This is a genomic window from Streptococcus sp. KHUD_016, from assembly GCF_051106465.1.
In the GTDB taxonomy this organism is placed as follows: Bacteria; Bacillota; Bacilli; order Lactobacillales; family Streptococcaceae; genus Streptococcus.
In genome coordinates, this window is the sequence record NZ_CP193663.1 from 493,512 (window position 1) to 517,095 (window position 23,584).

At 42.1% G+C, this 23,584-nt stretch carries 22 protein-coding genes; 13 read left to right on the forward strand and 9 right to left on the reverse strand.

Translation table 11 applies throughout. From position 1 onward, the window contains the following. Positions 1-82: 82 nt before the first annotated feature. Both ACORHV_RS02230 and ACORHV_RS02235 read right to left on the reverse strand, forming a co-directional pair. The gene (locus ACORHV_RS02230; protein ID WP_247924011.1) at positions 83-859 is read right to left on the reverse strand and encodes a ferredoxin reductase; all 777 of its coding nucleotides are present in this window, start codon (positions 857-859) and stop codon (positions 83-85) included. 85 nt (positions 860-944) lie between these two features. Next, a complete protein-coding gene (locus ACORHV_RS02235; RefSeq protein WP_049549829.1) occupies positions 945-1,514 on the reverse strand; it encodes a TetR/AcrR family transcriptional regulator in 570 nt (189 codons plus the stop codon). 322 nt (positions 1,515-1,836) lie between these two features. Here ACORHV_RS02235 and ACORHV_RS02240 point away from each other — a divergent pair, with 322 nt between their 5' ends. Together ACORHV_RS02240 and ACORHV_RS02245 are read left to right on the forward strand one after the other, a co-directional pair. Continuing rightward, positions 1,837-2,514 (forward strand): response regulator transcription factor, encoded by a 678-nt coding sequence (locus tag ACORHV_RS02240; protein WP_000548982.1) that lies wholly within the window; start codon positions 1,837-1,839, stop codon positions 2,512-2,514. After that, positions 2,507-3,481 (forward strand): sensor histidine kinase, encoded by a 975-nt coding sequence (locus ACORHV_RS02245; protein WP_434398608.1) that lies wholly within the window; start codon positions 2,507-2,509, stop codon positions 3,479-3,481. The genes ACORHV_RS02240 and ACORHV_RS02245 overlap by 8 nt, the downstream gene beginning before the upstream one ends. 153 nt (positions 3,482-3,634) lie before the next feature. Here the strand turns inward: ACORHV_RS02245 and thrS are convergent, their stop codons facing one another. From thrS to ACORHV_RS02260, 3 genes are all read right to left on the reverse strand, one after another. After that, entirely contained in the window at positions 3,635-5,578 is a 1,944-nt protein-coding gene (gene thrS / locus ACORHV_RS02250) for a threonine--tRNA ligase (protein WP_071851462.1), read from the reverse strand. Between the two features lie 10 nt (positions 5,579-5,588). Further along, positions 5,589-6,212 carry an AAA family ATPase gene (locus ACORHV_RS02255; RefSeq protein ID WP_095726204.1) on the reverse strand — a complete coding sequence of 208 codons (624 nt, stop codon included), beginning with the start codon at positions 6,210-6,212 and terminating at the stop codon, positions 5,589-5,591. Positions 6,213-6,473: 261 nt separating this feature from the next. Next, positions 6,474-6,848: a hypothetical protein gene (locus ACORHV_RS02260; protein ID WP_434398611.1), complete on the reverse strand. Its 375-nt coding sequence runs from the start codon at positions 6,846-6,848 to the stop codon at positions 6,474-6,476. Positions 6,849-7,042: 194 nt separating this feature from the next. Here ACORHV_RS02260 and ACORHV_RS02265 point away from each other — a divergent pair, with 194 nt between their 5' ends. The 4 genes from ACORHV_RS02265 to ACORHV_RS02280 all read left to right on the forward strand — a co-directional run bounded on the left by ACORHV_RS02265 (position 7,043) and on the right by ACORHV_RS02280 (position 10,689). After that, positions 7,043-7,894 (forward strand): metallophosphoesterase family protein, encoded by an 852-nt coding sequence (locus ACORHV_RS02265; protein ID WP_000161107.1) that lies wholly within the window; start codon positions 7,043-7,045, stop codon positions 7,892-7,894. Positions 7,895-8,054: 160 nt separating this feature from the next. Beyond that, on the forward strand, positions 8,055-8,996 hold the full coding sequence (locus tag ACORHV_RS02270; RefSeq protein ID WP_000801528.1) for a hypothetical protein: 942 nt from the start codon (positions 8,055-8,057) through the stop codon (positions 8,994-8,996). 165 nt (positions 8,997-9,161) lie between these two features. After that, positions 9,162-9,599 carry an Rrf2 family transcriptional regulator gene (locus ACORHV_RS02275; protein WP_001167389.1) on the forward strand — a complete coding sequence of 146 codons (438 nt, stop codon included), beginning with the start codon at positions 9,162-9,164 and terminating at the stop codon, positions 9,597-9,599. Between the two features lie 67 nt (positions 9,600-9,666). After that, a complete protein-coding gene (locus tag ACORHV_RS02280; protein ID WP_049477611.1) occupies positions 9,667-10,689 on the forward strand; it encodes a YdcF family protein in 1,023 nt (340 codons plus the stop codon). Positions 10,690-10,728: 39 nt separating this feature from the next. Here the strand turns inward: ACORHV_RS02280 and ACORHV_RS02285 are convergent, their stop codons facing one another. From ACORHV_RS02285 to ACORHV_RS02300, 4 genes are read right to left on the reverse strand one after another with little or no spacing between them, the layout of a single operon-like run. After that, a complete protein-coding gene (locus ACORHV_RS02285; RefSeq protein ID WP_033605968.1) occupies positions 10,729-11,388 on the reverse strand; it encodes an amino acid ABC transporter permease in 660 nt (219 codons plus the stop codon). A gap of 9 nt (positions 11,389-11,397) precedes the next feature. Continuing rightward, a complete protein-coding gene (locus ACORHV_RS02290; protein WP_042768514.1) occupies positions 11,398-12,075 on the reverse strand; it encodes an amino acid ABC transporter permease in 678 nt (225 codons plus the stop codon). Positions 12,076-12,087: 12 nt separating this feature from the next. Next, the gene (locus ACORHV_RS02295; RefSeq protein ID WP_434398615.1) at positions 12,088-12,882 is read right to left on the reverse strand and encodes a transporter substrate-binding domain-containing protein; all 795 of its coding nucleotides are present in this window, start codon (positions 12,880-12,882) and stop codon (positions 12,088-12,090) included. Positions 12,883-12,892: 10 nt separating this feature from the next. Continuing rightward, a complete protein-coding gene (locus ACORHV_RS02300) occupies positions 12,893-13,651 on the reverse strand; it encodes an amino acid ABC transporter ATP-binding protein (RefSeq protein WP_065371643.1) in 759 nt (252 codons plus the stop codon). A gap of 177 nt (positions 13,652-13,828) precedes the next feature. Between ACORHV_RS02300 and recJ the strand changes: the two genes are divergently transcribed. The 7 genes from recJ to ACORHV_RS02335 all read left to right on the forward strand — a co-directional run bounded on the left by recJ (position 13,829) and on the right by ACORHV_RS02335 (position 23,581). Further along, on the forward strand, positions 13,829-16,045 hold the full coding sequence (gene recJ, locus ACORHV_RS02305) for a single-stranded-DNA-specific exonuclease RecJ (protein ID WP_434399025.1): 2,217 nt from the start codon (positions 13,829-13,831) through the stop codon (positions 16,043-16,045). 284 nt (positions 16,046-16,329) lie between these two features. After that, on the forward strand, positions 16,330-16,977 hold the full coding sequence (locus ACORHV_RS02310) for a COG3942 and LysM peptidoglycan-binding domain-containing protein (RefSeq protein ID WP_125413427.1): 648 nt from the start codon (positions 16,330-16,332) through the stop codon (positions 16,975-16,977). Positions 16,978-17,478: 501 nt separating this feature from the next. After that, positions 17,479-19,140, forward strand: coding sequence for a ribonuclease J (locus ACORHV_RS02315; RefSeq protein ID WP_000065609.1), 1,662 nt, complete (start codon positions 17,479-17,481; stop codon positions 19,138-19,140). Positions 19,141-19,208: 68 nt separating this feature from the next. Then, complete coding sequence (locus tag ACORHV_RS02320; protein WP_434398618.1) at positions 19,209-19,988, forward strand: alpha/beta hydrolase; 780 nt, start codon at positions 19,209-19,211, stop codon at positions 19,986-19,988. Between the two features lie 104 nt (positions 19,989-20,092). After that, positions 20,093-20,794, forward strand: coding sequence for a M57 family metalloprotease (locus tag ACORHV_RS02325; protein WP_434398620.1), 702 nt, complete (start codon positions 20,093-20,095; stop codon positions 20,792-20,794). Positions 20,795-20,895: 101 nt separating this feature from the next. Continuing rightward, on the forward strand, positions 20,896-22,743 hold the full coding sequence (gene uvrC / locus ACORHV_RS02330; RefSeq protein ID WP_434398622.1) for an excinuclease ABC subunit UvrC: 1,848 nt from the start codon (positions 20,896-20,898) through the stop codon (positions 22,741-22,743). Beyond that, positions 22,733-23,581, forward strand: coding sequence for a metallophosphoesterase family protein (locus ACORHV_RS02335; RefSeq protein WP_434398624.1), 849 nt, complete (start codon positions 22,733-22,735; stop codon positions 23,579-23,581). Before uvrC ends, ACORHV_RS02335 begins: the two co-directional genes overlap by 11 nt. Positions 23,582-23,584 lie beyond the last annotated feature (3 nt).

Here is a 23,584-nt window from a genome sequence, read left to right on the forward strand (position 1 = left end):
CACATTTACTAAGAATTAGCTAGTGGGCTTGTTCGAATGACCTAGTAGGGTTTGATTGAAATACATAGAAGATAGATTGCTCCTATTTCAAACCTCTAAACGAGCTTACTTGTATGTTTTTGCTATCAATCCCATTTTCCTTTAAAAAATTCTTCATCTCATTTACATCATCAGGCTGACCTGTGATGAGATAGTTGGCTTGATTGCCGTATTCATCAATAGCACGTTTTAAAAATTCTTGACTTTGAGAAAGTTCATCGCTAGTTTTATAAGTAAAATTCGGTGTTTTTTGAGCCAGTTCTTTCATCTCATTATCGAAAATAGTAACTCCTTTGTCAAAATGGCTGAGAATAATCGGACATTTACCAGCCCATTCTTTGATAAGGGGGCGTAGAGCAGAAATGCCGACATCAGATGCAAAGCAAACTAGTAGCTTACTCGTATCTTTAACAGTCAAAGAGGAATCCAGCCAACTCATCTCAATCTCACTGCCAGCCGGTAAATGTGTAAAGGTGTTCTTAAAGTTGCTACCACTATTATGAGTCAAGATGAGAATTTCATCTTCATCAGGTGTGGAGGCAATGGTTAGCCATCGACTGGTCTGCTCTCCCTTAGCTTCATATTTACTAGCAGTAGACGAGGTATCAGGGAGTGTAAACTTAGCATAAGCCCCAGCTTTCCAGATTTGCTGACTCGGTTTTGTGATATGAATTAAATATAGATCTCCGCTGGGGTTTTCGATGGATTTTATCGATAATGTCTGGCTTCGTCCCAGATAAGCGATGACACTCCAAGTTATAATACATAGCGCTCCAAGTGTTGATAGAATGATAATAAACATTTTTTTACCTCTTTTCATTTTTTATGACTCCTGTTCTTAATTTTATGAATGAATTATAAAATAATTCATTCATATCTTTTCAAAAAATAAAGAAATCCATTCTTTATTTTAGAACTCCTTTAATGAAGTTGGTTGCAAGTATTTCAACAGTTTTGCCAATATCTGGAAAATCTTTTTCCGTGATATGCATATCCATATAGTAAAAAAGATTATAAACCTGTAAAATATCTTGAATCTTTTCTGGCGAGTACCCTTCAGCCTGCATACGATTTGTAAAAGTTTTAACTAGAAACTGATGAAAAGGATTTGCGACTTTGCCTTCTTCCGAGGAATAGTAGCTGTGCAACTCATCTGCGATGGCAGGATTGTACCATTCTGCAAGGATTTTATTGGAAGAAACGAGAGTTCTGGACTGAGCAAATAGTTGACCAATGAGGTCGATCATGTCAATTTCCCAATCCAGTTCTTCGATCATAGCTTGGCGAACACGGTTGTTTTCATCTATATAGATGTCTAGAAAAATAGCTTCTTTACTCTCATAATAGTTATAAAAAGAACCAACTGCAACACCAGCTTGCCTAGCAATTTCTGAAATTCCTGTTGCCTTGTAACCTTTTTTCGAAAAAACTTCATAGGCTGCTGTCTTTAAAGATTGTTTTTTGTCCAATATGATTTAACCTCCTTAGTTTTCATGAATGAATAACTTTGTTCGTTCATTCATATTCTAACAAATCATGGCTAGCTTGTCAATAAGAAGGCTAGATCTATTAAATAAGTTAAAGAAACGCTAACTAAATGAGCACAAAAAGGAAAATATAGGATAAGGCTGGAACTATAATTAAAAATAAGGTATGATATCAGTGGGAATATTCTCTATTTAGCATCTGTTTTCTGATCTGGATTTGGGAAATAGGCTGCTAAACAGTATGAGATACTGATCCGTAAATCTGATATGAAGGGTTTTGATACTTTGAGAAATAACAAAGGAGGAGCGCATGCACAAGATTTTACTAGTAGAAGATGACCAAGTTATTCGGCAACAAGTTGGGAAATTACTCTCTGAGTGGGGTTTTGAGGTCGTTTTGGTAGAGGACTTTATGGAAGTCTTGAGCCTTTTTGTTCAGTCAGAACCTCATTTGGTCCTCATGGATATTGGTCTGCCTCTTTTTAATGGTTACCACTGGTGTCAGGAGATTCGCAAGATTTCCAAGGTACCCATCATGTTTCTGTCTTCGAGAGACCAGGCGATGGATATTGTCATGGCGATCAATATGGGGGCAGATGACTTTGTGACCAAGCCTTTTGACCAGCAGGTGCTCCTTGCCAAGGTTCAAGGCTTGTTGCGCCGTTCCTATGAGTTTGGGCGGGATGAAAGTTTGCTAGAGTATGCAGGTGTGATTCTCAATACCAAGTCTATGGATCTGCACTATCAGGGTGAAGTCCTGAGCTTGACCAAGAATGAATTTCAAATTTTGCGGGTCTTGTTTGAACATGCTGGCAATATCGTAGCGCGTGATGACTTGATGAGAGAACTCTGGAATAGCGACTTTTTCATCGATGACAATACCTTGTCTGTCAACGTTGCTCGCTTGCGCAAAAAGTTGGAGGAGCAAGGCTTAGTAGGCTTTATCGAAACCAAGAAAGGGATAGGATACGGACTGAAACATGCTTGATTGGAAATCATTTTTTCTAGCCTATCTGCGTTCTCGCAGTCGCATCTTTGTCTATATTTTTTCATTAGGCTTTCTCGTCCTTCTCTTTCAGTTTTTATTTGCTAGTCTAGGAACTTATTTTCTTTATTTCTTTCTACTCAGTAGTTTTTTGACCTTCTTATTTTTGGCTTGGGATATTTTTGCAGAAGCTCAGGTTTACCGGCAGGAAATACTCTATGCTGAGAGAGACCCCAAGTCTCCTCTGGAATGTGCGCTAGTAGAAAAGCTCGAAGAGCGTGAATCTGAATTGTATCAAAAGAAGTCGGAAGCGCAGAGCAAGCTGACGGATTTGCTGGACTACTACACCTTGTGGGTTCATCAGATCAAGACCCCCATTGCAGCGAGTCGTCTCTTGGTAGCAGAAGTCTCTGATCGGGAGGTCAAGCAGCAACTGGAACAGGAAATCTTTAAGATTGACTCCTATACCAATCTGGTGTTGCAGTATCTTCGTTTGGAAAGTTTCCACGATGACTTGGTATTTGAAAAGGTTCAAGTGGAGGATTTGGTGAAGGAAGTGGTTCGCAAGTATGCCCTTTTCTTTATCCAAAAAGGACTGACGCTCAATCTCCATGATCTTGACAAAATCATCGTGACCGATAAGAAGTGGCTGTTGATCGTCATTGAACAAATCCTCTCAAACAGTCTCAAGTACACCAAGGAAGGTGGGTTAGAGATCTATATGGAAGGTCAGGAGCTCTGTATCAAGGATACGGGAATCGGGATTAAAAACAGTGATGTTCTCCGAGTCTTTGAACGTGGGTTTTCAGGCTATAATGGTCGTCTAACCCAGCAGTCATCTGGACTTGGACTTTATCTATCTAAGAAAATTTCTGAAGAGCTGGGCCACCAGATTCGTATCGAGTCTGAGGTCGGAAAAGGAACGATAGTAAGGATTAAATTCGCTGAAGTGAAGCTCGTTATTGAGTAAACATAAATGAGAAAAAGCCTCCGAATGGAGGCTTTTATGCTAGGCTTTTATACTCAATGAAAATCAAAGAGCAAACTAGGAAACTAGCCGAAGGCTGTACTTGAGTACGGCAAGGCGACGTTGACGTGGTTTGAATTTGATTTTCGAAGAGTATTATTTCTCAACGCGTGATTTGTTGGCAATATCAGCTAGGATTGCTGCTACAAACTCATCTACTGGGACAGTGTTTGTTTCTTTTTGTCCATAGCGACGAACGTTGACGGTTCCGTCTTCCATTTCCTTGTCACCAACGATCAATTGGTAAGGAATTTTGCTGGTTTGTGAAGCACGGATCTTGAACTGCATTTTTTCATTGCGCTCATCTACATCTGCACGGACACCACGGTCACGTAGTTTCTTAGCCACTTCCCAAGCGTAGTCCACATGTTTTTCGTTAGAAACGGGGATGAGAGTTACTTGGTGTGGTGCAAGCCATGTTGGGAAGGCACCCTTGTAGTTTTCAATCAAGATAGCTGTGAAGCGTTCCATAGTTGAGATAACCCCACGGTGAATCATAACTGGACGGTGTTCTTCACCATCAGCTCCGATGTATTTGAGGTCGAAGCGTTCTGGAAGCAAGAAGTCAAGCTGGATAGTCGAAAGGGTTTCTTCTTTTCCAAGGGCAGTTTTAACCTGGATATCCAATTTTGGTCCGTAGAAGGCTGCTTCACCTTCAGCTTCAAAGTAGTCAACACCCATTTCATCAAGTGCTGCACGAAGCATAGTTTGGGCATTTTCCCACATCTCATCGTTATCGAAGTATTTGTGAGTATCTTGAGGGTCACGAAGAGAGAGACGGAAGCGGTATTCAGTCAAGTTGAAGTCTTCATAAACATCGATAATCAACTGAAGGGCACGTTGGAATTCTTCTTGGATTTGTTCAGGAGTTACAAAGAGGTGACCGTCGTTGAGGGACATTTCACGTACACGTTGAAGACCAGTGAGGGCACCAGATTTCTCGTAGCGGTGCATCATACCGATTTCAGCGATACGGATTGGCAATTCACGGTAGGAGTGAACATGGTGTTTGAAGACTTGGATGTGGTGTGGACAGTTCATTGGACGAAGGACAAACTCTTCACCGTCACCCATGTCCATGGTTGGGAACATGTCTTCTTGGTAATGATCCCAGTGACCAGAAGTCTTGTAAAGCTCTACAGAAGCAAGTGGTGGAGTGTAAACGTGTTGGTAGCCAGAAGCCAACTCTTTGTCGACAATGTAACGCTCCAATTCACGACGGATCGTCGCACCGTTTGGCAACCAGAATGGCAAACCTTGACCAACTTCTTGTGAAATCATGAAGAGGTCAAGCTCTTTACCAAGTTTACGGTGGTCACGTTCTTTAGCTTCTTCACGCATTTGAAGATAGTTCTTCAAGTCTTTCTTGTCAAACCAAGCTGTACCGTAGATTCGTTGCATCATCGCGTTGTCGCTATTTCCACGCCAGTAAGCACCTGCTACATGAAGAAGGTGGAAGATTTGGATACGGCCTGTTGACGGAACGTGTGGTCCACGGCAAAGGTCCACGTATTCACCCTGACGGTAGATAGTCAACCCACCTTCGTCCTCAGAGTGTTCTTCGATCAATTCCAACTTGTAAGGGTCGTTTTTGAAGATTTCACGTGCTTCGTCTTTAGTTACTTCTTCACGAATAGATGGGAAGTTTTCTTTAACGATTTTTTGCATTTCTTCTTCGATACGAGGAAGGTCTTCGTTGGAGATTTGACCAGCTTGATTGTCCGTATCGTAGTAGAAGCCATCTTCAATAGCTGGACCAACTCCCAAGTGAATGTCTGGGAAGAGGCGACGAGCTGCTTGGGCAAACAAGTGAGCAGCTGAGTGACGCAAGATTGGAAGGGCATCTTCGTGATCTGGTGTCACGATTTCGATGCTTCCGTCTTCAGTGATAGCACGAGTAGTGTCGATGAGTTTGCCGTTGAATTTACCAGCAAGAGCTTTTTTAGCTAGGGAATTGCTGATAGATTGGGCAATTTCAAAAGTTGTCACGCCAGATTCGAATTCACGAACAGCGCCATCTGGGAAAGTAATCTTAATCATGGTTTTCTCCTTAAATATTTATTCTATTTTTGTTGGACAATTTTAAGAGCCGAGCAACCTCTTCCGCGGTTTGATTCTCTGATTGACTGCCATCTGTTACGAGACTAGGATAGCCTAATTTCATCGCTTCCTTACGAACCATTTGGGCAAAAAGAATGTCTCGTTGCATCCAGTTTTCAAAAGCTTGCTCAGGGTTGGTTGTACCCTCTAAGACATAAGGAACCCATTCTCTCTGTATATAATGCTTTTTTTGAAAATCAGCTGTCGGAGTCAAGCATAGATAGGAAGACGCTGGGCATTCAAGCTCCTTTACCAAGTGGGGCAAAAGTCCTGCCCCCTCAACCAAGAGAGGTCTATCTTGATTTTTTATCAAGTAAGATTTTACATAAGGAAAAATCTCTTCATAAAAGCGCCATTCTTCATCTGCCATCTCTTCTGGATTTCTCATCCAGATTTGTTCTGGATTTCTATCCTGCCTAAGAAGGCAAATCGGCTGTGAGTCTGCACTTGCTTGACTCATCATCTCTTCTACCAAATCATCCAGTTTGATATGAAGTAGTTGATACTGTCTAGCAAGAAGTGAGGCAATTGTTGACTTTCCACTACAAGGCGATCCGCCAATCATATAAAGCATCGTTCTTCCTCCTTCTGACAAAACAAAAAACGACATCCTAAAAGGACGTCGCAACGTGGTTCCACCTTCATTTATGTTCCTCAAAAAAGAGGGACACCTCTGATTGGCTTTAACGTGGCCACCGTTTTATGTTTGCATAAAAGTCAGTAGAGTAGTATCAGTTTAGGCTTTCTATGCGTTTCCAGCAACCACGCACTCTCTAGTAGAAAGGGACTAAGTGACTTGTCTCTATGCATTATTATAGCATGATTGCGAGAATTTTCAAGGTTTTTGTATAATTTTTTTGTTTTTCGCTCTCTGGAAGAGATGCTTGATCCCCACACCAGCAGCCAAGCCAAGTAGGGCAAAGAGCTCATAGGCTACGAGATAAAGAAGAATGAACTCACCAAAGGTGATGATGGTAAAGCAATAGAGCAGTCCAATACCCAGCAACCACCAAAGTGAGAAATGAAACCGGTAGCTATAAAGAAGGGATACGATGAAGGTTGCTAAAGGTGAAAAGAGGATGATGTTGTTAATGTACAGTTCCTTCAGTGTATATGGGTCAGTGATGAGTAGTAAGAATAGCTCATAGAGGGGCCAGTAAAAGAAGAAAATGACAAGGTAGTATGGGATATACTTAAGATATTTTTTCATGGCAATAGTCCTCCAATCCTTGTTAAAAGAGTGCTACTGAAGAGTATCTTGCTATAAATGAGGATTCTCTTTACTTATATTATAGCAAGAAAGGAGTGATTTTCCAAGTTTTCTAGGAGAGCAGAAACGACTCTATTTTATGGCATTTCTGCTATAATACTAACAGAAGAAGTAAGAGGAAATGAGGAGAAAGAATGACCAAAATAGCAGTTCTTTCAGACATACATGGAAATACGACAGCTTTGGAAGCTGTTCTGGCTGATGCAAGAGCGGCAGAGGTAGATGAGTACTGGCTTTTGGGAGATATTCTGATGCCAGGAACAGGGCGTAGAAGGATATTGGACCTCTTAGCTAGCTTGCCCATCACTGCAAGAGTGCTGGGGAATTGGGAGAATAGTCTCTGGCGAGGCCTACATCGTAAGTTAGATCCTACAAAAGTGAGTCATCGTTATCTCCTGCGCCAAAGTCAGTACATCTTAGAAGAAATTAGCCCTAAAGAAATCGAAGACCTCCACGATCAACCTATGCAAGTTCATCGTCAGTTTGGTGATTTGATGGTAGGAATCACTCACCATCTCCCTGATAAAAACTGGGGTAGAGAGTTGATTCATACGGGAAAGCAAGAAGATTTTGATAGATTGGTGACGAATCCACACGCGTCTATCGCAGTATATGGCCATATTCATCAACAGTTGCTTCGTTACGGAAGTGATGGACAGTTGATTCTTAATCCAGGTTCCATTGGACAACCTTTCTTTCTAGATGCGAAGTTGCGTAAGGATCTACGGGCTCAGTATATGATTATAGAGTTTGATGAAGCAGGTTTGTCTGATGTTGATTTTCGTCGAGTGGATTATGATGTAGAAGCTGAATTGCAGTTGGCTAAGGATTTGAAGCTCCCCTATTTCCAGGTCTACTATGAAAGTTTGGTAAATGGGATTCACCATACTCATAACCATGAATTGTTAGGTCAGATTAGTGAACAAGAAGGTTATGATCAGGATGTTGAACTCTGGATGGAAAGAGACAAGAAAGATTGGTTTTAAGAGGACTTCTAGCTAGAAATCAGATAGTCTAGTGACTGCTGTTTCGCGATAAGTCGAACTGGATACGAATTGACGGCTTCTCAAATTTATGTTAGAATAACGGAATATAACTAATTTGAATCTCATACTAATTGATATTCAAAATAAGCGGAGACAGATAATGAAACCAGAAGAGTTACACGCTATTGCCTCGGAGTTGGGCATGCAATTTGACGAAGATTCGCGTAGTATTTATGGCACGCAGTCAGGCTATTTACTTTTCCTGCAAGAAACTGACGTGAAAAATCAGTTTCGACTTTGTGTCAGTGTGAGTTTGAATGGAAATCCTGCTGATACAGAAGAAAATGAATTGGTTTGGGATGAGTTTAAGAGTGAATCTCTTCCAAACTTGTCGACCTTGTCTATCAATCAGTACCTTGTTTCTTTTGTCGTAAAAGGTGCAATGCGCAAATCAAAAACAATTGAAAAGCTACAGACGCTCATAACAGACCTTGTTGCATTCCTTGAAACCCATCATTTCGTCCAAGTGTGTGCCTACAGTGGTCAGGAGGGCCCCGTTGGTCTCTATCAATTAGGCGATTCAATTTTCCTTATCAATGAGGAAAGTTATCAATTGCTGAAGAGTAATCTTCAGATTGAGGTAGATTCTTATCAAAACCAGAAGGAAAATGTTCTTCTTGGAGCAGTTGGTGCCTTGCTAGGAGCCTTGGTTGGTGGAGCAGTTGCTCTATTTATCGCGCGTCTAGGTTATGTAGCTATGGTAGCAGGTATTGTTCTGGGGATTTGTACCATTAAAGGATATGAAATCCTTGGAAGAAAGGTATCTCGAAAGGGGATTGTGATTTCCTCTATTTGGATGGTGATTACTGTCTTTCTAGTAAATCAAATTGACTTGGCGATGGAAGTCGTTGCCAAACTAGGGGTTGAGTTTCCCTTTGCTTTCCGAGTGGTGAATCAATTAATCTTTAGCGGTGATTTCCCAGATAACTATTTTTATAATCTAGCTATGTTAGCTGTGTTTACCTTAGTTGGTGCTGGGGTGTCTATCAGCTCGGTTTGGTCAAGTCATAAAACAAAAGGGATTGTCCGTAAAATTGCATAAAAAAATAAGTCTTTGTATGTCCTCCGCTGTTCTGGGTACCAAGAGGGATACAGGACTTTTTGCATGGAGAAGGTAATCATTTGTTAATATTTGACAGGATAAGCAAAAAAGGTATAATGTTTATACGGGAAAAGATGAATAAAATATCAATGAAAGGAGAAGAAGATGCAAATTTCAAGCCGATTTACAATTGCGACTCATATGATGATTATTATTGCAATGCAGGATACAGACAGCAAGGTAACCAGTGATTTTCTTGCGGCTAGTGTCGGAGTTAATCCAGTCATTATCCGTAAGACTTTGTCGCAACTCAAAAAAGCAGGATTGATTTCAGTTGCGCGTGGGACGGGCGGTACCGAGATTATAAAGGACCTCCAAGATATTAGCCTTTTTGATGTGTATCAGGCTGTCGAATGTCTAGGAAAATCTGGCAAACTCTTTAGTTTCCATGACAATCCCAATCCTAACTGTCCAGTAGGGGCTAATATTCATAAGGTCTTGGATCAGAAATTGCTGGATATCCAAGTAGCTATGGAAAATCAACTTCGTCAGATGAGTCTGGCTCAGGTTGTGGCAGATGCAGAAGCAAGAATAGCAAAATAAGAGGACTAGGCTCCTCTTTTTCTATTGCCATAATTATGGTACAATGTAGACATTAAAGGAGGAGACTATGTACTTTATCACAGGATTTTTTGTCCTACTTTTTCTCGTTTCGTTTTTAAGGGACAATCGTAGTCTCTGGAATCCAGCTCTCTTGCTTTTGTCTCTGCTTTTTTCTTATATGTCTATTGCCAATCTTTTTTACGAAGCTGGGCAGAAAGAAGTGCACATGGTTTTCTTTGCAGGGATTTTTCTCCTGCTGCCTCTTTTAGTTTTTCTAAGTGGTTTTTTCCTTATTTATAATGGATTTGTGTTATTGAAAAAAGAAGGAAAATCCAAGGCAAATTATTTGTCTCTAGGATTAGGCTGCGTGATTCTATTCTTTTTTGTGATCATGGCGATTCGAGTGAGCGATACCAAGGGCTTGTTTTACACCAATCATCTAGTGAATATTATCTTTTTCTTTTTGATTTATTCGTATTTGATTTTTGGTTTTGCCTTTGCAGGATTTCTGCTTTATTCCATTCTGTATCTTTTCATTCCTAAGAAAAAATATTATGATTTTATCATCATTCACGGAGCAGGCTTGTTGAATGGAGAAAAAGTCACTCCCTTACTGAAGAGTCGCATTGACAAGGCAGTAGAAGCTTATCACCAGTCTCTCAATCCCAATGTTAAAATCATCGCAAGTGGTGGTCAAGGTGGGGATGAGAAGATTTCCGAGGCTCAGGCAATTTGTAATTATTTGCTGGAAGAGACGGATGTTCCGAGAGAAGCGATTCTCCTAGAGGAAGACTCAACGACGACCTATGAGAATCTTCTCTTCTCAAAAGAAATGGGAGAGAAGCTGGTGGCCAGTCCACGTTTTCTCTTTGTGACCAATGATTACCATGTTTTTCGTACCAGTACCTATGCTCGCCGTATTGGGATGAAGGGAGATGGTCTTGGTTGCCGTACAGCCGCCTACTATATCCCATCAGCCTTTATTAGAGAATATATTGCTCTATGTGTGAAGATGAGATGGCTTTTTATCGCTTTCTATGTTTTGTTGATTTTAGCTCTGATTTTCTCTTATAGAGGTGTTTTATGGTAATCAAAAAATCAGCTCTCCATTTTTGCGGAGAGCTGATTTTTATTCTGCAGCTTGTTGCCAACGTTTTGCTAGCTTATGAGACAGGCTAGAAATGGCAAAGTTAAAGATAAAGTAAATCAAGGCAATCAGGATATAAAGACTGAAGACCTGCTCTGGTTCGAAATAGCGTCCCATGAGAATTTGGCTGGCGCCAAAGAGTTCTTGTAGAGCGATTACAGAGTAGAGAAGACTGGTATCCTTGATTACAGTTACAAACTGAGAAATGATAGCTGGCAGCATTTTGCGGATAGCTTGTGGGAGAATGATGTAGTAAAGGATTTGCGCAGAGGTGAATCCTTGCGACATTCCTGCTTCATACTGCCCCTTGTCTACGGCATTAAGACCGCCCCGGATAATCTCAGCCAAGGCTGCTGAGGTAAAGAGGGTAAAGGCAGTGATACCTGCTGGTGTGGACTTCATCTTAAACACCAAAAAGATGGTGAAAATCCAGAGTAGGTTGGGAACGTTACGTACAAATTCGATATAAATGCTGGAGATGATCCGTAAGACAGGATTTTTCCCATTTCTCATGACGGCTAGCACTGTTCCGATAAGGGTCGAGAGGACGATAGCAATCAGAGAAATGTAGAGGGTCAAGCCAAATCCTTTAAAGATAAAGATTAGGTTATCTGGGGTCAAAACTTCTAAAATAGATTCCATAGTAACCTCCTAAAGTGAATAGGCTTTTTTGTTGGCTTGCTCCATCTTGCGACCAAACTGGGCAACAGGGAAGCATAGGGCAAAGTAGAGAAGAGCAGCACCTAAAAAGGCTGGGATATAGTTTCCGTTGAGAGCCGACCAAGACTTAGTCACAAACATCAAGTCTACTCCAGAGATGATAGCTACGGTAGAGGTGTTCTTGATGAGGTTAACGATTTGGTTGGTCAATGGAGGGAGAATGATACGGAAGGCTTGAGGCAAGATAATCAAGCGCATGGCACTGATATAAGTAAAACCTTGCGACAGGGCGGCCTCCATCTGACCACTAGGAATAGACTGAATCCCTGAACGAATAACCTCAGCGATATAAGCGCCGTGATAGAGTCCTACGCAGAGAACAGCTGTCCAATAAATCGGAATCATGATGGTATGGTCACTGATAAGAGGCAAACCATAGAATACGATGACAAACTGCACCAAGAGGGGAGTGTTTTGATAAAATTCGACAAAAATACGAGCCAAAACACGCAAGAATGGGCGTTTGCTAGTTGACATGGCCCCAAAGAAGATGCCCAAAACCATAGCGAGGATAAAGGAACCAACCGCTAGGGCAAGGGTGAAGAGGAAACCATTGAAAAATTGCCCAAAATCCTGAAAATAGGCTGTCCAAGATGATAAATCTGTCATGGGGTGTCCTCCTTAATCTGCAGTATGGCTAGATGGTTTAAGCTTGTAACGGTCATAAAGTTTCTGCAAACTACCATCTTTGCTCCATTTAGTGACCAAGGTATCAAGATAGTCGTTTAGCTCGGTATTTGATTTCTTGGTAACAATACCGTAGTCAGATGGCTTGAAACTATCATCTAGTAGTTCTGTCCGTTTACTAATGTAGCCAGAAAGGATAGAGCGATCCACGGAAAAGGCATCAATACGGTGAGCGTGAAGGGAAGTAATCAATTCTGGGTAGGAACCAAGTTCGACGAATTTAAACTTCAGACCTTTCTTTTTACCCAGTTCAGTAATCAAGCGCTGGGTGATGGAACCTTGGGCAACCCCAATGGTTTTGCCGTTTAGGTCCTCAATGCTTTTGATGTTGGCAGATTTATTGACCAAAAAACCAGAAGCATCCGTGTAGTAGGGACTGGTGAAATTGTATAATTTTTTACGTTCATCTGTGATGGTGAAGGTTGCGATATCCATGTCGACCTGTTCGTTGTCTAGTAGTGGACCACGGGTTTGAGCGGTAACTGGAACGTAGCGAACCTTGACCTTGAGTTCATCTGCAATCATCTTGGCCAGGTCTGTTTCGATACCAGAATAGGTCCCTGTCTTGGGGTCCTTGTAGCCAAAATTGGGAACGTCTTGTTTGACACCGACAACCAGTTCGCCTCTTTTTTGAATGTCTGCGACGCTAGTATCAGCTTGGACTGGTTTGGTAGCAGCAAGGCCGAAAAGGCTAATCAATAATGCTGATAAAAAGAATTTCTTTTTCATAGGTGCCTCCTTATTTGACTTTATCACTTTCGTGGTTGATAATTTTGCTGAGGAATTGCTGGGCACGAGGTTCGCTTGGATTGTCGAAAAAGTCATCGACATCTGTCGTATCCACCAAAACTTCTCCGTCGGCCATAAAGATAATGCGGTCCGCAACTTCACGGGCAAAGCCCATTTCGTGGGTAACGATGATCATATTCATCCCGTCATGTGCTAGTTTCTGCATAACTGCTAGAACATCTCCGATAGTCTCAGGATCAAGAGCAGATGTTGGCTCATCAAAGAGGAGGAGTTCTGGATGCATGGCAAGACCACGAGCGATGGCGATCCGCTGTTTTTGTCCACCAGATAGCATGGCCGGATAAGAATCTTTCTTGTCCCACATATTTACAAATTCCAGATATTTTTGGGCTGTTTTTTCAGCTTCTTTTTTATCAATCCCTAGAACTTTTATAGGCGCAAGTGTCACGTTTTCTAACACTGTTTTGTGTGGATAAAGATTAAAATGTTGAAAAACCATGCCGACTTCCTTACGAAGAGGAACTAAATCTTTCTGACTAGCACCTACTATTTGGTGTCCATTGACCAGGAGACTTCCTTTGTCAACAGCCTCCAAACCATTGATCGTACGGATAAGAGTGGACTTCCCAGAGCCAGAAGGTCCAAGCAGGACAACAACTTGTCCTTTTTCAAAACGGAGATTGATGTCGCGGAGTGCGTGGTAGTCTCCGTAATATTTTTCGACGTTTTTAAATTCTACTAAAGCCATGAGAGATCTCCTTTGTGTTAGATTTTATAACATGATTCTACAACAAAAGAATGTTCTTGTCAAATCATATCTGAAAAAAATTCACTAAAATGTTATAAAAAAGCAATCTGGATAGAGAAAATGCCTAAATCATGTTATAATGAAACGATAGAATTCTTAGAAAGAGTGGATGTTTTTTTGATAACTCCTACTTATGAATGGCAGTTTGCCCCGCAGGTTGAAGATGCGGATTTTACAAAGATAGCCAAGAAGGCTGGGCTGGGTCCCGAGGTGGCACGGTTATTATTTGAAAGAGGGATTCAGGATGAAGAAAGTCTAAAGAAGTTTTTAGAACCTTCTTTAGAGGACTTACATGACCCCTATCTGCTCCATGATATGGACAAGGCAGTAGAACGGATTCGTCAGGCCATTGAAGAAGGGGAAAACATTCTCATCTATGGAGACTACGATGCGGATGGTATGACTTCAGCTTCGATTGTGAAGGAAAGTTTGGAACAGCTTGGTGCTGAGTGCCGTGTTTACCTACCCAATCGTTTTACCGATGGCTATGGTCCCAATGCCAGTGTTTATAAATACTTTATCGAGCAAGAGGGTATTTCCTTGATTGTGACAGTGGATAATGGAGTTGCTGGTCACGAGGCCATTGAATTGGCCCAGTCTATGGGAGTGGATGTCATTGTGACTGACCACCATTCCATGCCGGAAACCCTTCCTGATGCCTATGCGATTGTTCACCCTGAACATCCAGATGCGGACTATCCTTTCAAACAGTTGGCCGGATGCGGAGTGGCTTTCAAGCTAGCTTGCGCTCTTTTAGAAGAAGTGCAAGTGGAGCTACTCGATTTGGTCGCTATCGGAACCATTGCAGATATGGTGAGTTTGACGGATGAGAATCGCATTTTGGTCCAATATGGTCTGGAGATGCTGGGGCATACTCAGCGTATTGGTCTACAAGAAATGCTGGATATGGCTGGGATTGCTGCGAATGAAGTGACAGAAGAAACGGTTGGCTTTCAGATTGCCCCTCGTTTAAATGCCTTGGGGCGATTGGATGATCCCAATCCTGCCATTGATTTGCTGACTGGGTTTGACGACGAGGAAGCTCATGAGATTGCCCTCATGATTCACCAGAAAAACGAAGAGCGCAAGGAAATCGTTCAGTCAATTTATGAAGAAGCTAAGACCATGGTGGATCCTGAGAAGAAGGTCCAGGTCTTGGCAAAGGAAGGCTGGAATCCTGGCGTTCTGGGTATCGTTGCTGGTCGTTTGTTGGAAGAACTAGGGCAGACAGTCATCGTTCTTAATATAGAAGAAGGTCGTGCCAAGGGTAGTGCTCGTAGTGTAGAAGCAGTCGATATTTTTGAAGCTCTAGATCCCCATCGGGACCTCTTTATCGCCTTTGGTGGCCATGCTGGTGCAGCAGGAATGACGCTGGAAGTTGAGAAACTTTCAGATTTATCTCAGGTTTTGGAAGATTATATCCGTGAAAAAGGCGCAGATGCTAGTGGTAAGAACAAGTTAAATCTAGATGAAGAGCTAGACTTGGAGACGCTTAGCTTGGAAACGGTCAAAAGCTTTGAACGCTTGGCACCTTTTGGAATGGATAATCAGAAACCTGTCTTTTATATCAAGGATTTTTATGTCGAAAGTGCCCGTACCATGGGAGCAGGCAATGCCCACCTCAAACTAAAAATTTCCAAGGGTGAGGCGAGTTTTGAAGTGGTGGCCTTCGGACAAGGTAGATGGGCGACAGAATTTTCTCAAACCAAGAATCTAGAGTTGGCAGTCACCTTGTCTGTCAATCAATGGAATGGCCAAACTGCTCTCCAGTTAATGATGGTGGATGCGCGTGTGGAGGGTGTTCAACTCTTTAACATTCGTGGGAAGAATGCAGTCTTGCCAGAGGGAATTCCAGTCTTGGATTTCTCTGGAGAGGTGCCAGATTTAGCGAATAGTGAAGCGGTTGTTGTGAAAACTATTCCTGAGGATATTACCTTGCTGAAGGCCATTTTTCAGGAACAACATTTCTCTGCTGTCTATTTCAAAAATGACATCGATAAGGCCTACTATCTGACAGGTTACGGCACTAGAGAACAGTTTGCCAAATTGTACAAGACTATTTACCAGTTCCCAGAGTTTGATATTCGCTACAAGCTGAAAGAATTGGCGGCTTATCTCAATATCCAACAAATCTTGCTGGTCAAGATGATCCAAGTATTTGAAGAGCTAGGTTTTGTGACGATCAAAGATGGTGTCATGACAGTCAATAAAGAAGTGCCGAAAAGGGAGATTTCTGAAAGTCATATTTACCAAAATCTCAAACAAACTGTAAAAAATCAAGAAATGATGGCGCTGGGTACCGTGCAAGAAATGTATGATTTTTTAATGGAGTAATAGATGGAAAGGGACTGAGATGACCTATCTCGGCCTCTTTTTTTGGATAAATGCTTGCTGTGGGAGTGGTTGATTAGATAGTCTTTTGGATGGTTTGCTGATGTAAAGATTGGGGAAATGATTCATTTTCTATTCTCTTCTATCACTTTATACGATGTCTGCTTTTAAACCTTATGTAGTAAAAGTATAAATTTTTGTAACATGACTAAAATATAACTCTAAACTAACTGACATGTAAATCAAGTATGATTTTCTTATCAAGAAAATATAAGGGGAATCTAGTTATGAAAAAAACAGTTACGAAACTGACTCTTGGTTTGACTTCTACCGCTATTTTAGCTACAGTTGGGGCTCAAACTGTGCATGCGAACTCTTACGTTGTCCAAGACGGTGATTCATTTTATGCCATTGCAACTGCAAACGGCATGGATCCGCATGAGTTGGCAGCTTTGAATGGAAAAACCATCTTTGACACTATCCACCCAGGGGATGTATTGGAAGTGAGTGCTTCCGCTCAGGCTAGCTCTACCTACAGTGCTCCAGCTAGCACTGCGAATGTGGTATCAGATACAGAGGAAGTTGTCGAAAAGACTCCTACAAACTATGGAAACTCTTATCCTGTTGGTCAGTGTACATGGGGCGTGAAAGAATTGGCTCCTTGGGCTAGCAACTGGTGGGGAAATGCCAATACGTGGGCAATCTACGCGAGTGCTCAAGGCTATAAGACAGGAAGTGTTCCAGTAGTAGGAGCAATCGCTGTTTGGGATGGTGGTGAATATGGACACGTTGCTTATGTAACAGATGTTCAAAGTGAAAACTCTATCCAGGTATTGGAAGCAAACTACAGACGTCAAAAGCAGATTGCGAATTATCGTGGCTTCTTTAATCCTCATGAATTTTTAGGAAACGTCACTTATATCTATCCAAACTAAAGATGATAAAAAGATTTAGAATTTCTAAGTCTTTTTTCTTTTTGAAAAAATTTCCTATCGATAACCTCCATCTTAGTGGCTAATTGCTGAAAATTTTTTAGATTCTGTAGCGAACAGGAAAATCTCGCTTTTGAATGTAGATAAACCATGTCTTTGTAGAAAATAGTTCTCAAGTCGAGAGGTAAAAGCAAGTTTTTTTGAACTAAAAGAGAAATTTAGGGTTCGAGAAAGGTATCTGAAATTAAATTGATTCAAAAAGCCCATATTTTTGATGGTGCAATCCTTCCATTATCTTAGATGAAGCCTCCAGAAGAGAAGTCAAAGTAAAAAGATTCGATTCACAGTGGTGACTAATCTCTAGTTAAAAACCGATCTTCGTTTTGAAAATAATCAAAAAAATGGTATAATGGTAGGAAAAGATTCGGCTGAAAGTTTTAGAACTTTTAGAATAAAAGGGTAAATTCACCCTATAATCAAGATAAATGAAGTTTCGGAGGAAAAATGAGTAATATTAGTTTAACAACACTAGGTGGTGTACGAGAAAATGGTAAAAATATGTACATCGCTGAAATCGATGGTTCTATTTTTGTTTTGGATGCTGGGCTTAAATACCCTGAAAATGAACAACTAGGGGTTGATGTCGTCATTCCAAATATGGACTACCTTTTTGAAAATAGCGATCGTATCGCAGGGGTCTTTTTGACCCACGGACATGCGGATGCCATTGGTGCCCTGCCTTATCTTTTGGCAGAGGCTAAGGTGCCTGTGTTTGGTTCTGAGTTGACCATTGAGTTGGCCAAACTCTTTGTCAAAGGGAATGATACGGTTAAGAAATTCAATGACTTCCATGTGATTGATGAAGATACAGAGATCGACTTTGGAGGGACTGTGGTTTCCTTCTTCCGTACAACTCACTCCATCCCAGAAAGTTTGGGAATAGTCCTGAAAACAGCTGAAGGTAGCATTGTTTACACAGGCGACTTCAAGTTTGACCAGACAGCCAGTGAATCCTATGCGACGGATTTTGCTCGTCTGGCAGAAATCGGTCGTGATGGTGTCTTGGCGCTCCTCAGTGATTCAGCCAATGCTGATAGCAATATCCAGGTGGCGAGCGAGAGTGAAGTTGGAGACGAAATTACCCAGACCATTGCAGACTGGGAAGGTCGTATCATCGTTGCCGCAGTTGCCAGCAACCTTTCTCGTATCCAGCAGGTTTTTGATGCTGCAGCAGATACAGGTCGCCGAGTTGTTCTGACTGGATTTGATATTGAAAATATCGTCCGCACTGCGATTCGTCTCAAAAAATTATCTCTAGCCAACGAAAGTCTCTTGATTAAACCAAAAGAAATGTCTCGTTTTGAAGACCATGAGTTGATTATCCTTGAGACGGGCCGTATGGGTGAGCCTATTAATGGACTTCGTAAGATGTCCATTGGTCGCCACCGCTATGTGGAAATCAAAGACGGGGACTTGGTCTATATCGTAACGACTCCATCTATCGCCAAAGAAGCCGTCATGGCGCGTGTTGAAAACATGATCTACCAAGCTGGTGGTGTGGTGAAACTCATTACCCAAAGCTTGCGAGTATCCGGACACGGAAATGCGCGTGATTTGCAGTTGATGATCAATCTTTTGCAACCAAACTACCTCTTCCCTATCCAAGGAGAGTACCGTGAGTTGGATGCGCATGCCAAGGCTGCCATGGCAGTTGGAATGTTGCCAGAGCGTATCTTCATCCCTAAAAAGGGAACGACCATGTCTTATGAACATGGAGACTTTGTTCCAGCTGGAGCAGTTTCTGCAGGTGATGTCTTGATTGACGGAAATGCCATCGGGGATGTTGGAAATGTCGTCCTTCGTGACCGTAAGGTCTTGTCAGAGGATGGAATCTTTATCGTGGCGATCACTGTCAACCGTCGTGAGAAGAAAATTGTGGCCAAGGCCCGTGTTCATACACGTGGATTTGTTTACCTCAAGAAGAGCCGTGATATTCTCCGTGAAAGTTCAGAATTGATTAACCAAACGGTAGAAGAGTATCTTCAAGGTGATGACTTTGACTGGGCAGATCTCAAAGGAAAGGTTCGCGACAATCTGACCAAGTACCTCTTTGATCAAACCAAGCGTCGTCCAGCAATCTTGCCAGTCGTAATGGAAGCAAAATAATAAGCAGAATACCTACAGAAAAAGTCGAAATTCGGCTTTTTCTTATAGAATAGTAAAAGGAGATAACCATGGCAGTTATGAATATTGAGTATTACTCAAAAGTTTTGGATATGGAGTGGGGCGTTACCGTACTCTATCCAGATGCTAGTCGGGTGACTGAACCAGATTGCACAGATATTCCTGTCCTTTACCTTTTGCACGGAATGTCAGGAAACCAAAATAGCTGGCTCAAACGTACCAATGTCGAACGCTTGTTGCGGGGAACCAATCTCATTGTTATCATGCCCAATACTAGCAATGGCTGGTACACAGATACTCAGTATGGCTATAACTACTATACTGCTCTAGCAGAAGAACTCCCCCAAGTCATGAAACGTTTCTTCCCCAATATGACCAGCAAGCGAGAAAAGACCTTCATAGCAGGTCTCTCCATGGGAGGATATGGTTCCTTCAAACTCGCTCTATCGACGAATCGTTTTTCTCATGCGGCTAGTTTTTCTGGTGCGCTCAGTTTTCAGGATTTTTCTCCTGAAAGTCAAGATCTGGGATCGCTTGCCTACTGGAGAGGAGTTTTTGGAGAAATCAAAGACTGGACAGCTAGTCCTCATTCTCTTGAAAGCATGGCCGTAAAATCCGATAAAAAGACCAAACTATGGGCTTGGTGTGGAGAGCAAGACTATCTCTACTCTGCCAATAATCTCGCAGTGAAAAACCTCAAAAATCTTGGTTTTGAGGTGACCTATAGTCATAGTCCAGGTAAGCACGAGTGGTACTACTGGGAAAAACAATTGGAACGTTTTTTGGCTACTCTACCAATTGACTTTGTCTTGGAAGAGCGCTTATCTTAGTTTTAGGTTTCTTTCAGCTTTCTTCAGTAAAATAGAGAATCTATCTTGATCAAAGAGAATGTGATTTCAAGATAGGTTCTTATTTTTATGAAAGGTGGGACGTCATGTTCTGGATTATTCGATTATTCTTCCGATTTCTGTTGGGAATTTGGCGTTTCTTCTGGCGCCTGGTTTGGACTGTGGTCATTCTACTGCTCATTGCCTTTGGAGTGGTTTGGTATCTGACAGGTGATTTTCATTCTGCGGTCAATCAGGTTGAAAAAATGAGTAAGATTGGTCAAGGTGGCTGGAATCAGTGGAAGGAGACGGGAACGCTGGAAGTCTTGTCTCAGACAGACAGTCACCAACATGCAGAAGGCAAGTGGGCTCAGGCTTCAGCTCGCATCTATATTGAGCCTCAAATGGATGAGACCTTCCAAGGCGCCTATGCAGAAGCTATAAAAAACTGGAATCAAACGGGAGCCTTTACCTTTGAGGTGGTTGCGGATCCTAGCCAGGCAGATATTGTGGCAAGTGAGATGAATGATGGATCGACCGCTGTAGCTGGTCAAGCCGAGAGTCAAACCAATTTGTTAACCAAACAATTTATATCTGTAACGGTTCGCCTGAATCACTATTATCTATCCAATCCAAACTATGGTTATTCTTATGACCGGATCGTGCACACGGCGGAGCACGAGCTAGGGCATGCCATCGGATTGGATCATACCAACGAAACTTCTGTCATGCAGCCAGCAGGTTCCTACTATGGAATTCAGCCTCGAGATGTGAAAGTTGTTCAAGAACTCTATACCAGTAGCGACTAGATGAAGTCGGTGCAATCTTAAAAGAAATCAAAGCTTCTCCAACAAGTGATTGGTGGGGCTTTTTGTTCGTCCTGTCACGGCCTTTTTGCTATAATGGAACTATGAATAACTTGATCAAATCAAAACTGGAGCTCTTGCCGACCAGCCCCGGTTGTTACATTCACAAAGATAAAAACGGCACCATTATTTATGTAGGAAAGGCTAAAAATCTGCGCAATCGCGTGCGGTCCTATTTCCGTGGAAGTCATGATACCAAGACGGAAGCTCTGGTGTCTGAAATTGTGGATTTTGAATTTATCGTCACCGAGTCCAATATTGAGGCACTTCTCCTAGAAATCAACCTTATCAAGGAAAATCAGCCCAAGTACAATATCATGCTCAAGGATGATAAGTCTTATCCTTTCATCAAAATCACCAATGAACGCTATCCACGGCTCATCATTACTCGTCAGGTCAAAAAGGATGGAGGTCTTTATTTTGGACCTTATCCTGATGTGGGAGCGGCCAATGAAATCAAGCGGCTGTTGGATCGGATTTTCCCTTTTCGCAAGTGTACCAACCCGCCCTCTAAAGTCTGTTTTTACTACCATATCGGTCAATGTATGGCCCATACTATCTGTAAAAAAGATGAAGCTTATTTCAAGTCTATGGCTCAGGAGGTTTCTGATTTCCTAAAAGGGCAGGATGACAAAATCATCGATGACCTCAAGGGTAAGATGGCAAAGGCAGCCCAAAGTATGGAGTTTGAACGTGCGGCGGAATACCGTGACCTGATTCAGGCCATTGGGACGCTTCGGACCAAGCAAAGGGTCATGGCAAAAGATTTGCAAAATCGGGACGTCTTTGGCTACTATGTGGACAAGGGCTGGATGTGTGTTCAGGTTTTCTTTGTCCGTCAAGGAAAACTCATCGAGCGGGATGTCAATCTCTTCCCCTACTACAATGATCCGGACGAGGACTTTTTGACCTATGTAGGACAATTTTATCAAGAAAAATCTCACCTAGTTCCCAATGAAGTATTGATTCCGCAGGATATTGACCAAGAAGCGGTCAAGGCTTTGGTGGATACCAAGATTTTCAAGCCCCAGCGTGGAGAGAAGAAACAGCTGGTCAATCTAGCCATCAAAAATGCCCGTGTTAGCCTGGAGCAGAAGTTCAATCTGCTAGAAAAATCTGTCGAAAAGACACAAGGAGCTATTGAAAATCTAGGACGCTTGCTCCAAATCCCGACCCCAGTCCGTATCGAGTCCTTCGATAACTCTAATATCATGGGAACCAGTCCTGTTTCAGCTATGGTGGTTTTTGTCAATGGCAAACCAAGTAAGAAGGATTATCGTAAGTATAAAATTAAGACTGTGGTTGGTCCAGACGACTATGCCAGTATGCGTGAGGTTATTCGCAGACGCTATGGCCGAGTTCAACGTGAGGGCTTGACCCCTCCAGATTTGATTGTCATTGATGGGGGACAAGGTCAAGTCAATATTGCCAAGCAAGTCATCCAAGAAGAGCTAGGATTGGATATTCCAATTGCAGGTCTGCAAAAGAATGACAAGCACCAAACCCATGAACTGCTCTTTGGAGATCCACTGGAAGTGGTAGAGTTATCTCGCAATTCTCAGGAATTTTTCCTCCTCCAACGCATTCAAGATGAGGTACACCGCTTTGCTATCACTTTCCACCGCCAACTGCGCTCCAAAAATTCTTTTTCATCTCAATTGGATGGGATTGACGGTCTGGGACCTAAACGCAAGCAGAATCTCATGAAGCATTTTAAATCTCTCACTAAAATCAAGGAAGCCAGTGTGGATGAGATTGTCGAAGTCGGTGTGCCCAGAGCTGTCGCAGAAACTGTGCAAAGAAAGTTGAATCCGCAGGAAGCAGTGGAACTGGCTCAAGTGGCGGAAGAGAGAGTAGATTATCAAACAGAAGGAGATCATTATGAACCATAAAATCGCAATTTTATCAGATATTCATGGAAATGTGACTGCCTTAGAAGCAGTGATTGCAGATGCTAAAGCTCACGGAGTCAGTGAATATTGGCTTCTGGGAGATATTTTTCTACCTGGTCCAGGTGCAAATGATCTGGTCGCTCTGCTAAAAGACCTTCCTATCACAGCAAGTGTTCGAGGCAATTGGGATGATTGTGTCCTTGAGGCTTTAGATGGGCAATATGGCTTGGAAGACCCACAGGAAGTCCAGCTCTTGCGTATGACGCAGTATTTGATGGAGCGAATGGATCCTGCAACGATTGACTGGCTACGAAGCTTACCTTTGCTAGAAAAGAAAGAAGTTGATGGACTGCGCTTTTCTCTTTCTCATAATTTGCCTGAAAAAAACTATGGTGGGGATCTGTCTGTTGGGAATAACACAGATAAATTTGATCAACTCCTAGATGAGGAAACGGACGTGGCAATCTATGGTCATGTCCACAAGCAGTTGCTTCGTTACGGCAGTCAAGGGCAACAAATCATCAATCCAGGTACGATTGGCATGCCCTATTTTGATTGGGAGGCGTTAAAAAATCACCGTGCCCAGTATGCCGTGATAGAAGTGGAAGATGGTGAATTGGTAAATATTCTATTCCGAAAAGTTTCTTATGATTATGAAGCGGAGTTAGAATTGGCCAAGTCTAGGGACCTTCCCTTTATCGAAATGTATGAAGAACTACGCCGATATGACAACTATCGGGGCCATAACATCGAGCTTCTAACTTCCTTGATTGAACAACACAATTATCTACAGGAGGCTAATGCTTTCCTTCAGTCTATAAAAACGCATAAGGGGTAAGTA

Excerpts from the sequence above, each read along its gene's own strand:
- ACORHV_RS02230 (WP_247924011.1), bottom strand. The coding sequence starts at position 859 with ATGAAAAGAGGTAAAAAAATGTTTATTATCATTCTATCAACACTTGGA.
- ACORHV_RS02240 (WP_000548982.1), top strand. The coding sequence starts at position 1,837 with ATGCACAAGATTTTACTAGTAGAAGATGACCAAGTTATTCGGCAACAA.
- ACORHV_RS02245 (WP_434398608.1), top strand. The coding sequence starts at position 2,507 with ATGCTTGATTGGAAATCATTTTTTCTAGCCTATCTGCGTTCTCGCAGT.
- thrS (WP_071851462.1), bottom strand. The coding sequence starts at position 5,578 with ATGATTAAGATTACTTTCCCAGATGGCGCTGTTCGTGAATTCGAATCT.
- ACORHV_RS02255 (WP_095726204.1), bottom strand. The coding sequence starts at position 6,212 with ATGCTTTATATGATTGGCGGATCGCCTTGTAGTGGAAAGTCAACAATT.
- ACORHV_RS02260 (WP_434398611.1), bottom strand. The coding sequence starts at position 6,848 with ATGAAAAAATATCTTAAGTATATCCCATACTACCTTGTCATTTTCTTC.
- ACORHV_RS02265 (WP_000161107.1), top strand. The coding sequence starts at position 7,043 with ATGACCAAAATAGCAGTTCTTTCAGACATACATGGAAATACGACAGCT.
- ACORHV_RS02270 (WP_000801528.1), top strand. The coding sequence starts at position 8,055 with ATGAAACCAGAAGAGTTACACGCTATTGCCTCGGAGTTGGGCATGCAA.
- ACORHV_RS02275 (WP_001167389.1), top strand. The coding sequence starts at position 9,162 with ATGCAAATTTCAAGCCGATTTACAATTGCGACTCATATGATGATTATT.
- ACORHV_RS02280 (WP_049477611.1), top strand. The coding sequence starts at position 9,667 with ATGTACTTTATCACAGGATTTTTTGTCCTACTTTTTCTCGTTTCGTTT.
- ACORHV_RS02285 (WP_033605968.1), bottom strand. The coding sequence starts at position 11,388 with ATGGAATCTATTTTAGAAGTTTTGACCCCAGATAACCTAATCTTTATC.
- ACORHV_RS02290 (WP_042768514.1), bottom strand. The coding sequence starts at position 12,075 with ATGACAGATTTATCATCTTGGACAGCCTATTTTCAGGATTTTGGGCAA.
- ACORHV_RS02295 (WP_434398615.1), bottom strand. The coding sequence starts at position 12,882 with ATGAAAAAGAAATTCTTTTTATCAGCATTATTGATTAGCCTTTTCGGC.
- ACORHV_RS02300 (WP_065371643.1), bottom strand. The coding sequence starts at position 13,651 with ATGGCTTTAGTAGAATTTAAAAACGTCGAAAAATATTACGGAGACTAC.
- ACORHV_RS02310 (WP_125413427.1), top strand. The coding sequence starts at position 16,330 with ATGAAAAAAACAGTTACGAAACTGACTCTTGGTTTGACTTCTACCGCT.
- ACORHV_RS02315 (WP_000065609.1), top strand. The coding sequence starts at position 17,479 with ATGAGTAATATTAGTTTAACAACACTAGGTGGTGTACGAGAAAATGGT.
- ACORHV_RS02320 (WP_434398618.1), top strand. The coding sequence starts at position 19,209 with ATGGCAGTTATGAATATTGAGTATTACTCAAAAGTTTTGGATATGGAG.
- ACORHV_RS02325 (WP_434398620.1), top strand. The coding sequence starts at position 20,093 with ATGTTCTGGATTATTCGATTATTCTTCCGATTTCTGTTGGGAATTTGG.
- uvrC (WP_434398622.1), top strand. The coding sequence starts at position 20,896 with ATGAATAACTTGATCAAATCAAAACTGGAGCTCTTGCCGACCAGCCCC.
- ACORHV_RS02335 (WP_434398624.1), top strand. The coding sequence starts at position 22,733 with ATGAACCATAAAATCGCAATTTTATCAGATATTCATGGAAATGTGACT.